The following is a 12,653-nucleotide window of genomic DNA, read 5'->3' on the forward strand; positions in this document are numbered from 1 at the left end:
CTAATGAAAAGAAAGACGTTTATTATCTTATTATCCAGTCTTTGTGGTTTTGTCGCACCCCAATCAATATTTGCTCAAAACCCCGGCTCCATGTTTAATTATGGCGTATGGCAAACCTTTGGGGATCCTATTAATGTTGTACAATACCCCGAAATAAAAGGCCGGCTCTGCAATTTTAACTGGAAAGACATTGAGGTTGCAAACAATGTCTGGGCCTGGGATTCATTTGATATTGAGCTTACCAGAAGGGCACAGGATTCATTACCTATTATATTTCTTGTTTATACAGAAGAAGGAGCGCCAGATTGGATATATGATCTTGGCGTGCCCAAAGTAGCGCAAAATGAAAACGGCACAATTACTTATGCCCCATACTACGCAAATAACAGGTATAAAAACCTTTTTAAAAGAATGATCACTACAGTGCATCAGCACATTGAAACTTTGCCTTATCCTGTTAGAAAATTTATCATTGGTGTACAAGGCTGTTTCGGTAGCACCGGAGATTATATCGGTTATAAAGGAACTGTAGATTCTCAATATGCATTAACTGATGAACAATTTTTTGGTCTATTCACTGAGTTTAGTCAGTATTATTATAACGAATACGTTAATACAGATCCCAAAATATATCTCCTAAGTAACCCACAGAATAATGGGCAAGATCAAATGAACTGGCTTATTCAGAATTGCCCCAATGGTTGGATTAAATGTGGCTCTATTGGCAAAGGTTTTCAGCTTAATGATGAAGTGTATAAGTCTGGTTGGTTGTATAATCTCTTAAACTATCCTCAAAACGGAGATTACATAAGATCAAGATCTGAATTACAGTTTAATCCGGATGAAAGTGGCTGGTGGAGCGAGTATAAATACAAGAATATGTTTGCATTAATTACTTATGATATTTTCTGGGGTCTTGATTGGAGTAATCAAGCCCCGGGTCAAATATTCGATCAACAATATGATTATGCCTTTAATTTTTACAATAAATACGCCGGTCAAAAAAAACCATCAACAGCAACAAACGCTATGTGCGCATTAAGAGATGGTCTTAATGCTGCTGATACAATTCGTTTCCCTGTAAGCGTATATGGCAAAGCTGACAGAGCAGATACTACGAGGTATAAAAATATCGCAACCAGGTTTGCAAAATTTGGCGCCCGGCAAGAGGATCCGCTAACAGCAACGCTTGGTGAACTTAATAACCTTGCTGCAAATGGTATTAATGATGTAGGGTGGGATGTTTTTCCAGGTAATTATGAACGCTATCTGCATCAATTAAAAGCAAATGAAACAAGTGTGGGGTACTGGAACGTGAGAGCTCTTGCAGATTCTAATACTATGTACGGCAAATATGCAAGAGGTATTAATGCTACAAATTCAAAGAATGCGCTGTATTTTGACGTCGATAGTCTTTTTTTAAATAATGCGCCAGTCAACGGCAAATACCCCATCATTGTTGATATTACATATCTTGATAGTGGTTTTGGTGGTTTCAGGATGTTTTATGATGCAAAGACATCTACAAATAAATCATCACTTGCTGTACAGTTAACCAATACAAATGTTTGGAAAAAAGCATCAGTTACACTTTACGATGCTTATTTTGGAAACCGGGCCTTCAATGCATCTGATTTTTACATCCAGGCTATTAATAATCAAAATGTACTTTTTAGTGTAGTGGAATTAAGCAGACCGGATTCTGCCAACCCGAGACTTGGGCTTTTTACACAAGAATCATTACTTTTTGATACAATTTGTACAAAATCTACAGGCAGCATTAAGTCTTTTATATTGAATGGCTATTTCTTAAATGGTTCAAATATCTTAATAAGTCCTTTGCCGGGGTACAGTTTTTCTACTGCTATAAATGGAACATTTACAGACTCGCTTATTATCAGTAGTTATGGTACCGGAATAAATAAATCTATCTATGTAAAATTCTCTCCGCTAAAAACAAATGTTTATAGTGGCAATGTTTTCATCTCAGGTGGTGGGTATAAAGCAATATCAATGGCGCTAAAAGGTGCAGGTATAAACAGCAGACCTGTATTAACCGCAAATATTTCAAATGCAAGTTGCAATAACACAAAAAATGGGGCAATTGATCTTGTGGTAACGGGTGGTGCAGGCCCTTTCTCATATAGCTGGACAACTGATTCATTTCCCTTTAAATCAACAACTGAAGATATAAACGGATTATCACCTGCAAATTATTCTGTTACCGTTAATTCATTTGGTGGTTGTACTGTAACTGCTGAATACATTATAACGCAACCGAGCATCTTATCTGCCTCTATAAAAAAAGACAGCGATATTGTTTGTAAAGGAAGTACTACTACAGTAACAGTTTCAGCAGTTGGTGGAACAACACCTTATGCTGGTACAGGAATATTTACAGTAAGTTCAGGTAATGTATCGTTCGTAGTTACAGATGCAAATGGCTGTGCTTCCGAAACGGATAAAATAACTATTTTACCGGGAGCTTTGGTTGTACCACCGAAACCAGATGAAATAAAAGGTAATGATGGAGGAGGGCTCTGTGACGGTGGTACTTTTTATTATGCTGCATCACCTGTGAGTTCCGCCACCTCTTACACATGGACTTTACCTGCAGGTACCGTAATTAAGAAAACCAGTGCAAAAAAAGACAGCATTTCTCTTACTGTACAAGCGGAATTTGCAGAAGGTACACTTTTAGTAACCGCAAACAATGTATGTGGCAGCAGCCTGCCTGCTTCAAAAACTATAACTGCAATTCCTGAAAAACCTGTTGGTATATCAGGACCTGTAAGTGTTTTTGCAAACCAGGCAGGCCTCATCTACAGTGTTATAAATCCAAAATCAGTTTTAACTTACACATGGTCATCCAGTAGCGGAACAAGAATAACAACAGGCCAGAATACCTGGCAGGCAACTATAAACTGGGGTCCTGTTGATGGAAAAGTAAATGTAAAAGCAAACAATAATTGTGGCTCATCTGGCCCTGCAAGTATTGATGTTACGGTTTTATCTCCCGCATTGCAAAACACATTAAAAACTAAAGTCAAAAACAAAAGCAATATAAAAAGCCTTTCGGCAATTGTTATGCCTAACCCCGCTAATACACTTGCCATAGTTGGTTTTATTGCAGAAAAAACGGATGTTTATGAGATGGAGTTAACTGATCTGACGGGTAAAACATTACTACGAAAAAAACTTACATCAATAATTGGTGCAAATACAGAGAAAATAAACATGCAGCCGTATTCCAATGGACTTTATTTCATTACACTTACAAATAATACGGGTAGGGTGACTTTAAAAGTCATCAGGAATTGAATGCTATTGAGAAATTCATGTTTGCTGGTAAATGATATGCAGATGAACGGATTGTTCATGAATTTTTTATTTTATTGTTCGCGAACCTCCTACGTCGATTTGTGGCACAATGTAGCTATGAAGTACTACAACCAGTATCAAAAAATATTTAATCAAGACTTCTACTCCTGTTCTTTTTTCTTTTTCTTCCTATATGGTTCGTAAATAATTTTTGCTTTTCCGACCAGGGCAACAAATTCCTTTTGAGAAAAATCATTTTCCATCGCAGAGTTGCGGGCTATTTTTATAATATCTTCCCAGTTCAGGTTTTCCCACAGCTCAGATTGCTTGAGTAACCCACCAAACATTATAACAGAAGTTGCAAAACGTATAGAGCTATCACAGGTATTGAAATCTTCAAAATTGTTGGGTACAGAAAAGTTTTTAACCACCTGTTGATCACTTTGTGGCACTTTATAATGCAGTTGCAGCTGAGCTATATTTACATCAGGGTTATTACGCATAATGCTATCATACATTGCATCTACTGGCTCAATTTCAAAAACTGCCATAAGCGAATGTCCACTTCCTACTTCGCCACCTTCGAGCTCTGCTACACTATTTTCAAGTAATTCTTTTCTATTGTCAAAACCTATAAGCCTGTATCTTTTTACATAGTAAGGATTGAAGTAAACATTTACAGATGCATCATTGGCAACGGCATACATTGTTTTTGAAAATTCTGAGATCAACACTTTTTCTGCTTCGTAAATATTATCAATATACGCAAAATTGCCATTCCCCTTTTTGGCAAGTATTTCTAATTTACTGTCTTTGTAATTACCCATGCCAACACCAAGACAGGTAAGATATATTCCGGAATTACGATGTGTTACTACCAGGTCTTCCAATTCTTTATCTGTTGTTTGCCCAACATTAAAATCTCCATCAGTTGCTAATATGATCCTGTTATTAGCTTCTTTTTTATACATTCTTTCGGCAAGTGCATAAGCCGTACGAATGGCTGCCTCACCGGGAGTTTCACCGCTTGCTTCCAGTTTGTCTATACTACGATTAATACTGTCTTTGTATTTACAGGAAATAGGTTGCAGATATGTGCCTACAATGCCACCATATATTACCATGGCAATGGTATCCTTATCCCGAAGGTTATTGACAAGCATTTTAAAAGCATCTTTCAATAAGGGAAGCCGGTTAGGGTTTTCCATAGACCCTGATACATCAACCAGGAAAACGAGATTGGTTGGCGGGGCCGTGTCAACATTTATATAGGGTGCTTTAAATTTTATAAACAACAATCGTTTGCCTACATCCCATGGCGATTGTGTTAGTTGGGTTGCGCAGGAGAAATTGTCACGGTCTGTATTTGCCTTATCAGCAAAATCAAAATAGTTCAGCATCTCCTCAATACGCACTGCGTCAGGTGGCACGGTCATGTTGTTATTAAGAAAGCGCCTGATATTACTGTACGATGCCCTGTTAATGTTTAATGCAAAACCAGTTTCGGGATATTTCTCCGCGAAAGTAAAATCGTTTTCTATAAGATTGGTGTAGGTCTCTCCCTGGTTATAATAGGTTTCGGTTACATCATCTGCATTTTGCGGAACCAGCGAATACAATTTATGTTTTGCCACCAATGCATTTGCCGAGGCAAATTTCAAAGTATAAGTGTTGTATTTCCTGGCATCAGTAAGCGTTTTGATAGTTTCATAGCCATCTGCCATAAAAATTATGCTGTCTGTTGGTGTTGAAAGTGGAATGCCAAATGCACCTGAACTGCCCGTATAAAAAGGAATCGTGCCTTTTGAAGATAAGAAGATCTTTGCATTGTAGATACCCTGTCCATTCTCATCTTTTACCTCTCCACGGAGGTAGTATTGCGAATGGCTTTGCATGGCAATAATACTTGCAAATATCAATAGCAATGCAGGTCTCAATTGGTTAATGCTGTTTAGTTATGTTTAAAAGCCTTTAGCAAAGCTACTCTCACTTATTACTATAACGTTAGAAATGACAAGTGCCACATGCTCTTAAGCTTTTATTAAGCACACTAAAGTTTTCTTTTATTCTTTTGAGCCAGGCTATATTTAAGCATTAAGCTTTGTTGCGTCGCACTCTTCTACGCTCTGTTCATTTATCATCTGAACGATGAAGAGAGTGACACAACCGGCGATGCCATGAAAACCAAAAGCCTGCAATCGAAAAATCACTCTTTTACCTGGTAGAGAGACGAAATATTTCGGCCAAGACCATTATAATCAAGGCCATAGCCCACCACGAATTTGTTGGGGATGGAAAAACAACAATAATCAATATGGATTGGATGTACCATTGCTTCCGGCTTGTGTAGTAGTACAGCGATCTTTAACGAGGCTGGCTGCTGGTTGCGTATTTGCGGAAGAAATTCTGTGAGTGTTTTGCCGGTATCAATAATGTCTTCCACTATGATGATGTCGCGGCCGGTAAGATCCATATCGAGACCAATGGCCGTGATGACCTGCCCGGTAGATTTGGTGCCTTTGTAAGAAGCCAATTTGATGAAAGATATTTCTGCCTCAATATGAATATTTTTAAACAGGTCTGATGCAAACATAAAAGCCCCGTTAAGCACGCCAATAAACAATGGCTTTTTGCCGGCATAATCTGTATTTATTTCGGTTGCTATTTCTTTTACGCGCTGCTGAATTATTTCTTCTGAAAGCCAGGGTACAAAATATTTATCGTGAACCTTTATCTCGGCCATGCAGTTTGTATTTGATATGAAGGGTTAACCAATCTTTGCATTATTCTTTGGAAGAAGCTTTGGATAGTATGTTTGTCTGCCTGGTTTTAAATAAACTTTTTCGCCTGGTGCAGGTTCCAAACCTTTTTGCATTTTGTTGTACTCAAATAAACTTTCCAGTTGTATGCCTTCTCTTTGCGCGATTGTTTCTATGGTTTCATTGGGCGCTACAATATGAAAATCTTTAGTGTTACTTTTCTTTGACTTTTTCTCCAGATAGATTAACTGACCCTGTGCAAGAATATCATCACTGTTATCGATCTCATTAAACTCAAGTAATTTTTCCAGCGCTATGTTATTGTTACTTGCCAACGCAAACAGCGAAGTACCGGCTGCGGCATAAATAGTTTTGGTTTGATTAATAGTAAACATGCCTATTGGATAATTTCCTTCGCCGTTATATTCAGCCAATACTGTTTCCTGTGCTGACGGCTTTTCTGCAGATTGTATCGCTATAGCAGAAACATCTGGTAAAGCGGCAACCACTGTGTTCATTACGGGTTTATCGGGTGTATTATTTACTGCAACGTCAGGCTGCACACCACTACCGCGCTGCATAGCAATTAAAGTATATTGCTGCAGATCATTGTCTTCAATTTTTTTTATAATTGCCTGTGCATATACAGGATTGGTAGCATAGCCGGCCTTCTTTAAACCGTAAGCCCATGCCTTATAGTCGGAGGGATCGATTGTAAAAAGAAAAGTGTAGTTAGGCCTTGACTTAAGAAAATCAGAATGGTCGCGGTAAGATTCTTCTACGGTAGTATAACTTCTGAAACACTCGCCACGTGAATCATCATCATGGTACACTTTTTTGCCGGTCCAGTTCTCTTTGCATTTAATGCCAAAATGGTTATTGGATGCCAGGGCAAGATCACTCTGCCCTGCCATCGATTCAAAGATACCCTGTGCCAGTGTTATAGCAGCAGGCACGCCGGTGCGGATTTCTTCATTAATAGCGATCTCTTTATATTTTTCAATATACTGTTGCACCGCATCATTAGTTTGAGCAGATACATATGTCATCAAAAAAAACAGCGGGAAAATTAAGAGGGAAAATCGCTTCATCACTTTTTCTTTTTTATAAACAACAAGCCATCTCTTACCGTAAGCATTACCTGCTCAGTTCTTTCATCTTCGGCAACATGTCTGTTGAAAGCATCTACGGCTCTTGCACTTTTGCCGGAGATGTTATCTTCAAGCACCTTGCCATGAAACAGCACGTTGTCAGCAATAATCAGTCCGTTATCATTTAAACGGGATAACAGCATTTCATAGTATGCAATATACCCTGTTTTATCTGCGTCTATGAATACCAGGTCCCACTTATAAGGCAAATTGGGAATGATATCCAATGCATTGCCAACGTGCAAATGTATTTTTTTATGTAATGCAGATTGACTGAAATTTTTTGCACATAGCTGCGCATCTTCTTCTCTTAATTCAATGGCGTGTAGTTCTCCATCATTTTGTAATCCTTTAGCGAGGCATAAAGCACTATAACCGGTAAATGTGCCTATTTCTAAAATATATTTTGGCTGCATGATGCAACTGATAAATTCCAATACTTTCCCCTGTACGTGACCACTAAGCATGTGCGGTTGTGTGTGATTGGCATAAGTATCTTCATTGATTTGTTTTAGCACTGCATCTTCCGGAGAAGTGTACTTTTCTGCATAAGCTTCTGCAAGTATGTTTACCAGTTCCATTACGCAGCAATTTTATCAGCAGGTTGTGAAATAAAGTACAGGCCTGCAATAGTCACCAGTGCATTGATCAATAAAAGTTCAACACCAATATGGTAACCATTAAACCATGTTACAGCATTATTGCTAAGGAAATAGCAAAACAATGGTGCAGCAAGGCAAACAAATATTACTGCAAAATTATCGGGCAGCTTTCTCTTTGTAAAAATGCCGAATGCAAATAAAGCAAGTAGTGGTCCGTAAGTATAACCGGCAACAGTTAGTATAATGTTGATAATTGATTTATCATTAATCCATTTAAACATCATTACACACAGAAAGAAAATTATTGCCATTGTAAGATGTACTTTCAACCGAATTGTTCTGCGTTGTTTTTCGTCCAGATCATCTCTTTTTTTTAACCCCAAAATATCAATACAGAAAGAGGATGTTAATGCTGTTAACGCCCCATCTGCGCTTGGGAACAAAGCAGAAATAAGCCCAATAATAAAAATAATAGAAACAAAGGATGGTAAATATTGCAATGCAACTGTTGGAAAAAGATCATCGCCTTTAATGGCAATATTATTGGTTGATGCAAAAAGATAAAGCAGGCCGCCTAATAAGAGGAAAAGAAAATTTACTACTACCAGTACAAAACTGAAAGTGACCATATTTTTTTGTGAACCACCCAATGTTTTTACACTGATATTTTTTTGCATCATCTCCTGGTCAAGCCCCGTCATACCAATGGTAATAAATGCACCACCTATAATCTGTTTTAAAAAGAAACCGGCACTGTTAACATCTGTATTAATGATTTTTGTGTAGCCTTGAGCAGAGAGCAATTTTAAAGTACTCACGAAAGAAAGATCCAGCGAATACATAATATAAAACACACACACAATTAGACCAAGCAGCATAAATGTTGTCTGCAATGTATCTGTAAACACAATTGTTTTTACACCACCTTCAAACGTGTACAACAAAATCATCAGCAGTATAACAAAAGTGGTCAAAGGAAAAGGTATATGCAGGTTGTCAAGAATAAAAAGCTGTAATACATTTATTACAAGATATAATCTGGCGGTAGCGCCAAGCACTCTTGACAATATGAAAAACATAGCGCCTGTTTTGTATGCAGTGTTTCCAAAACGTTGTAATAAATAATTATAAATAGAAGTAAGGTTAAGCCTGTAATACAGCGGTAATAAAACATAGGCCACCACAAAATAGCCAATGAAATAACCAATCACCACCTGGAAATAACCAAAAGCATTTGCACCAACTGTACCTGGCACACTTACAAACGTAACGCCACTCAGTGATGTTCCGATCATACCGAAAGAAACAAGCATCCAGTTGCTGCTGCGGTTGCCAATAAAAAATGAATCGTTGTTACTGTTGCGGCTGGTGTACCATGCCACACCAAGCAATAAAAGAAAATATGCAATTACAAAAGAGAACAAAAAAGTTGCAGACATGTATGTTTATTTATTGGATATATTTTCCCCGGCTTCAGATTTTTATGGCATCGCTTGTTGTGTCACTCACTTGTGCGTTCAGAAATTTTTTGATCAGTGAAAAGTGAGATGTGAAAAACTCAAAATCAGCTTTCACTTTTGAAATTTGCTTTTTCACTTGCTGATTCTTTTTCAACAGTACAAGAGTGCGACGCAACGATGCTTAATGTTTGCACTTAAGCCCGGCCCATAAAGATCATATAACAAACAAATATCAGTTATATAATGCTAAAATCATGAAAGGCTGTTAATATTGCTTTTTAAATTTCGTTAATTCATATGTATAAATCTATAGCTGTATTCTGTGGCTCAAACAGTGGTAACGATCCTATTTACGAACAGCATGCAAAAGACATAGGTACACTGCTTGCCGAAAAAAATATTATGCTGGTATATGGCGGTGGAAACACTGGCCTGATGGGCATTGTGGCCAACACTGTGCTGCAGGAAGGGGGAAAAGTAATTGGCGTAATTCCCGAATTACTGAAAAATATTGAGCGTCATCACAAGGGCTTAACAGAGCTGCATATCGTAGCTGATATGCATACACGAAAAAAAATGATGTATGAATTATCAGACGCTGCTATTGTACTGCCTGGTGGCAATGGTACATTAGATGAGATGTTCGAAATGATCACCTGGAACGCATTGACCATACACAATAAAAAAATAATCCTGCTGAACACAGCAGGATTTTATAATGCATTGATCGGCCATATAAACCAAATGCAGGTGCAGGGTTTCTTACACACAGACCTGCGGGATACTTTCGAAATTTACGATACACCTGATGCTGTTATCGCTTCGATGGTTTAAGATAAAAATTAAAACCGGCGCGTATAATTGGATAAGCACTTCCGTTATAATCTCTGTAAGGAGAATTTTTATCCGTCAGCAGATCTAAACCAATCATGGTATAGAAACTGCTTTGCCCTACGATGCGTTGTGTATAACCGATACCCGCAATAAAACTATTTGACCCGTATGTCGCTTTATATTCATAACCTGTATTCATGTCCTTTGCATTTTGCTTTAGCCAGTTGTGTTCAAATTGGGTTTGTACAAAAAGGAAACGAATCGGATATATTCTTACAAAAGGGCCGCCACCATAATTGAAATTGCGGTAACGCACGTTGCCGTTGTAATAATAATCAGCACGCTCAGAAGAATAATTGAGGTTAATACCAAGGCCCGCATCCAGCCAGTCTGTAATGCTGTAGCCTATTTCAGGTACAGCACCTGCCTGGAAACTATAAGAACTAAAACCAAGATTTATAGAACCGCCAACAAATATCCTGTTGGTTGAAAAACCACTTTGTTTACTTTCCTCTGCATCATAAGTAGCAGGGCGCTGGGCCTGCACAAGCGTGGTGATCATTATTCCAAATGCCAGTAACAAATGTTTATTATTCATCTTCAGCTTATTTATTACAAACGTAGCTGAATAATCCACATCAACAATTTTACCCGCATTTAAAATATTGTTAGTATCAATTTTATGTTGAGTCAAATGAAAGAATTTTTTTGAACCAACTTTAATTTTTCAATTAAAATTTTCTTGCGTCGCACTCTTGTACTGCATAATAAAAAGGAGCTGAGAATAAAGCAGTGTTACCACTTATACAAAATTCAGTTTTCAAATAAAATGTTGCCCGTTATATTTACTGTATGAATTTTATAGGTAATCTTATCTGGCTCATCTTCGGCGGACTCGCTGCTGCACTTGGGTACGTATTTGGTGGATTTATTTTATGCCTAACCATTATTGGCATTCCATTCGGCATGCAATGTTTTAAAATTGCAGGATTAGTGTTATGGCCTTTTGGAAAAAAAGTAGTTAGTAATAGTAATAGTGGTGGTTGTCTTTCATTACTGTTTAATATCATCTGGATTCTTACCGGCGGACTTTACACTGCTGCAGTGCATATTATTTTTGGAGTATTATTGTTTATAACGATCATTGGAATTCCATTTGCAAAGCAACATTTTAAACTTGCTGAAATTTCTCTAACACCTTTTGGTAAATCGGTGGTTTAAAAATTCAGATACCCGTTCATTTCTTGCTGGTATTGTTGCGCAATGATCTTTGCTTCATCAGCAAAACTTTCATCTTCAGAAGCATAGATAATGGCGCGGCTTGCATTTACCAGTAAGCCACAATCTTTATTCAAACCATGTTCACTTACTTCTTTCAAGCTGCCTCCCTGGAAACCTACACCAGGAACAAGTAAAAAATGATCAGGAACAAGCTTTCGGATATTACTTAATTCACTTGACTGTGTTGCGCCAACAACAAACATCAGGTTTTCAGGAGTTCCCCATTCAGCAACTTTTGAAATAACTTTTTCATATAAAAATTCATCACCCATTTTTTGTAGTTCAAAATCTTTTGCGCCTTTGTTGGAAGTTAACCCAAGAACAATTACAAATTTGTTTTCGTATTCCATGAAAGGTCTTATACTGTCTTCACCCATATATGGCGCAACAGTTATAGAATCAAAATTGAGTGTTTCAAAAAATGCTTTGGCGTATTGAGAAGAGGTGTTGCCAATATCTCCACGTTTTGCATCTGCAATAGTAAAGTGTGTTTTAGGAATATAGTCAACTGTTTGCTCCATTGCTTCCCAGCCTTTTACTCCAAGTGCTTCATAAAAAGCTGTGTTGATCTTGTACGCCACACAATGATCTTTTGTTGCATCAATGATGGATTTGTTGAATTCAAAGATTGCATTTGCATGAGATTGTAAATGCTTTGGGATTTTTGTGATGTCTGTATCTAAGCCAACACATAGAAAGGAACGTTTACCTTTTATCTGTTGTACAAGTTGAAAGCGATTCATGGCGCGAAGGTAAAAGAGAAAAAATAATTCAGGATTTTTTGATCAGTTGCTTGATAAAAGCAATAATTGCATAAAAAAAATAAAAAAGCTGGCTCACAATAAAATATAAGGTAGCAACGACCTTGATTTTATTTGAAAATATTATTGTCCTCAAATAGGTGTAAGTACTGTCATAATAATAACGTGGTGCCCCTGCAAGATTTGCTTGATTTATATAAAAAAGCTGAATTATACTAAAAAGAAATAACCCTGATATTTGAATAAAAACAACTAAACCAGAAATATGCCAATTCTTCCTTCTAAAGTAATAATAAATAGCATATACAAGAAGGGTGTATATAAAAAGAACTTCGGAAAACTGACGAATTGAGACTATAAAATAAGTATACTGGAAATTAAAATGAAGTAGTGATTGATTATTAATAAGCAAAGCAAGCGCAATGCAAACTCCAAGAAGCAGTATTATTATATTTTCCTTTTTTAATAAATATTTCTTCATTCG

The 12,653-nt window shown here is 37.3% G+C and carries 11 protein-coding genes; 3 read left to right on the plus strand and 8 right to left on the minus strand.

Features of this window, described 5'->3' with window-relative positions; all coding sequences use genetic code 11:
- The first annotated feature begins 90 nt into the window (after window positions 1-90).
- Window positions 91-3,321, plus strand: a complete 3,231-nt coding sequence (locus FRZ67_RS10790) for a PKD-like domain-containing protein (RefSeq protein WP_158638351.1) — start codon at window positions 91-93, stop codon at window positions 3,319-3,321.
- Between the two features lie 161 nt (window positions 3,322-3,482).
- On the opposite strand, the gene FRZ67_RS10795 is transcribed toward FRZ67_RS10790, so the two are convergent.
- From FRZ67_RS10795 to FRZ67_RS10815, 5 genes are all read right to left on the minus strand, one after another.
- Window positions 3,483-5,216: a YfbK domain-containing protein gene (locus FRZ67_RS10795; protein ID WP_147189566.1), complete on the minus strand. Its 1,734-nt coding sequence runs from the start codon at window positions 5,214-5,216 to the stop codon at window positions 3,483-3,485.
- Between the two features lie 311 nt (window positions 5,217-5,527).
- Window positions 5,528-6,064 (minus strand): hypoxanthine phosphoribosyltransferase, encoded by a 537-nt coding sequence (gene hpt, locus FRZ67_RS10800; RefSeq protein WP_147189567.1) that lies wholly within the window; start codon window positions 6,062-6,064, stop codon window positions 5,528-5,530.
- Window positions 6,065-6,088: 24 nt separating this feature from the next.
- Complete coding sequence (locus FRZ67_RS10805) at window positions 6,089-7,171, minus strand: glucosaminidase domain-containing protein (protein ID WP_147189568.1); 1,083 nt, start codon at window positions 7,169-7,171, stop codon at window positions 6,089-6,091.
- Complete coding sequence (locus FRZ67_RS10810) at window positions 7,171-7,812, minus strand: O-methyltransferase (protein WP_147189569.1); 642 nt, start codon at window positions 7,810-7,812, stop codon at window positions 7,171-7,173. Before FRZ67_RS10810 ends, FRZ67_RS10805 begins: the two co-directional genes overlap by 1 nt.
- Window positions 7,812-9,272, minus strand: a complete 1,461-nt coding sequence (locus tag FRZ67_RS10815; RefSeq protein ID WP_147189570.1) for a sodium:solute symporter — start codon at window positions 9,270-9,272, stop codon at window positions 7,812-7,814. The genes FRZ67_RS10810 and FRZ67_RS10815 overlap by 1 nt, the downstream gene beginning before the upstream one ends.
- 318 nt (window positions 9,273-9,590) lie before the next feature.
- Here FRZ67_RS10815 and FRZ67_RS10820 point away from each other — a divergent pair, with 318 nt between their 5' ends.
- Window positions 9,591-10,127 carry an LOG family protein gene (locus FRZ67_RS10820; RefSeq protein WP_147189571.1) on the plus strand — a complete coding sequence of 179 codons (537 nt, stop codon included), beginning with the start codon at window positions 9,591-9,593 and terminating at the stop codon, window positions 10,125-10,127.
- Here the strand turns inward: FRZ67_RS10820 and FRZ67_RS10825 are convergent.
- On the minus strand, window positions 10,108-10,821 hold the full coding sequence (locus tag FRZ67_RS10825) for a hypothetical protein (protein WP_147189572.1): 714 nt from the start codon (window positions 10,819-10,821) through the stop codon (window positions 10,108-10,110). The two genes, FRZ67_RS10820 and FRZ67_RS10825, sit on opposite strands and share 20 nt — an antisense overlap.
- A gap of 158 nt (window positions 10,822-10,979) precedes the next feature.
- On the opposite strand from FRZ67_RS10825, the gene FRZ67_RS10830 reads away from it, so the two are divergent.
- The gene (locus FRZ67_RS10830; RefSeq protein ID WP_147189573.1) at window positions 10,980-11,348 is read left to right on the plus strand and encodes a YccF domain-containing protein; all 369 of its coding nucleotides are present in this window, start codon (window positions 10,980-10,982) and stop codon (window positions 11,346-11,348) included.
- On the opposite strand, the gene pyrF is transcribed toward FRZ67_RS10830, so the two are convergent.
- Together pyrF and FRZ67_RS10840 are read right to left on the minus strand one after the other, a co-directional pair.
- Window positions 11,345-12,151, minus strand: coding sequence for an orotidine-5'-phosphate decarboxylase (pyrF, locus tag FRZ67_RS10835; RefSeq protein WP_147189574.1), 807 nt, complete (start codon window positions 12,149-12,151; stop codon window positions 11,345-11,347). The genes FRZ67_RS10830 and pyrF overlap by 4 nt on opposite strands.
- A gap of 28 nt (window positions 12,152-12,179) precedes the next feature.
- Window positions 12,180-12,650, minus strand: coding sequence for a hypothetical protein (locus FRZ67_RS10840; protein ID WP_147189575.1), 471 nt, complete (start codon window positions 12,648-12,650; stop codon window positions 12,180-12,182).
- Window positions 12,651-12,653: the final 3 nt, after the last annotated feature.

It is taken from the genome of Panacibacter ginsenosidivorans, from assembly GCF_007971225.1.
Taxonomy (GTDB): domain Bacteria; phylum Bacteroidota; class Bacteroidia; order Chitinophagales; family Chitinophagaceae; genus Panacibacter; species Panacibacter ginsenosidivorans.

Coding starts and splice junctions, on each gene's coding strand:
- FRZ67_RS10790 (WP_158638351.1), top strand. CDS start 91: ATGTTTAATTATGGCGTATGGCAAACCTTTGGGGATCCTATTAATGTT.
- FRZ67_RS10810 (WP_147189569.1), bottom strand. CDS start 7,812: ATGGAACTGGTAAACATACTTGCAGAAGCTTATGCAGAAAAGTACACT.
- FRZ67_RS10795 (WP_147189566.1), bottom strand. CDS start 5,216: ATGCAAAGCCATTCGCAATACTACCTCCGTGGAGAGGTAAAAGATGAG.
- FRZ67_RS10815 (WP_147189570.1), bottom strand. CDS start 9,272: ATGTCTGCAACTTTTTTGTTCTCTTTTGTAATTGCATATTTTCTTTTA.
- pyrF (WP_147189574.1), bottom strand. CDS start 12,151: ATGAATCGCTTTCAACTTGTACAACAGATAAAAGGTAAACGTTCCTTT.
- FRZ67_RS10805 (WP_147189568.1), bottom strand. CDS start 7,171: ATGAAGCGATTTTCCCTCTTAATTTTCCCGCTGTTTTTTTTGATGACA.
- hpt (WP_147189567.1), bottom strand. CDS start 6,064: ATGGCCGAGATAAAGGTTCACGATAAATATTTTGTACCCTGGCTTTCA.
- FRZ67_RS10820 (WP_147189571.1), top strand. CDS start 9,591: ATGTATAAATCTATAGCTGTATTCTGTGGCTCAAACAGTGGTAACGAT.
- FRZ67_RS10830 (WP_147189573.1), top strand. CDS start 10,980: ATGAATTTTATAGGTAATCTTATCTGGCTCATCTTCGGCGGACTCGCT.
- FRZ67_RS10840 (WP_147189575.1), bottom strand. CDS start 12,650: ATGAAGAAATATTTATTAAAAAAGGAAAATATAATAATACTGCTTCTT.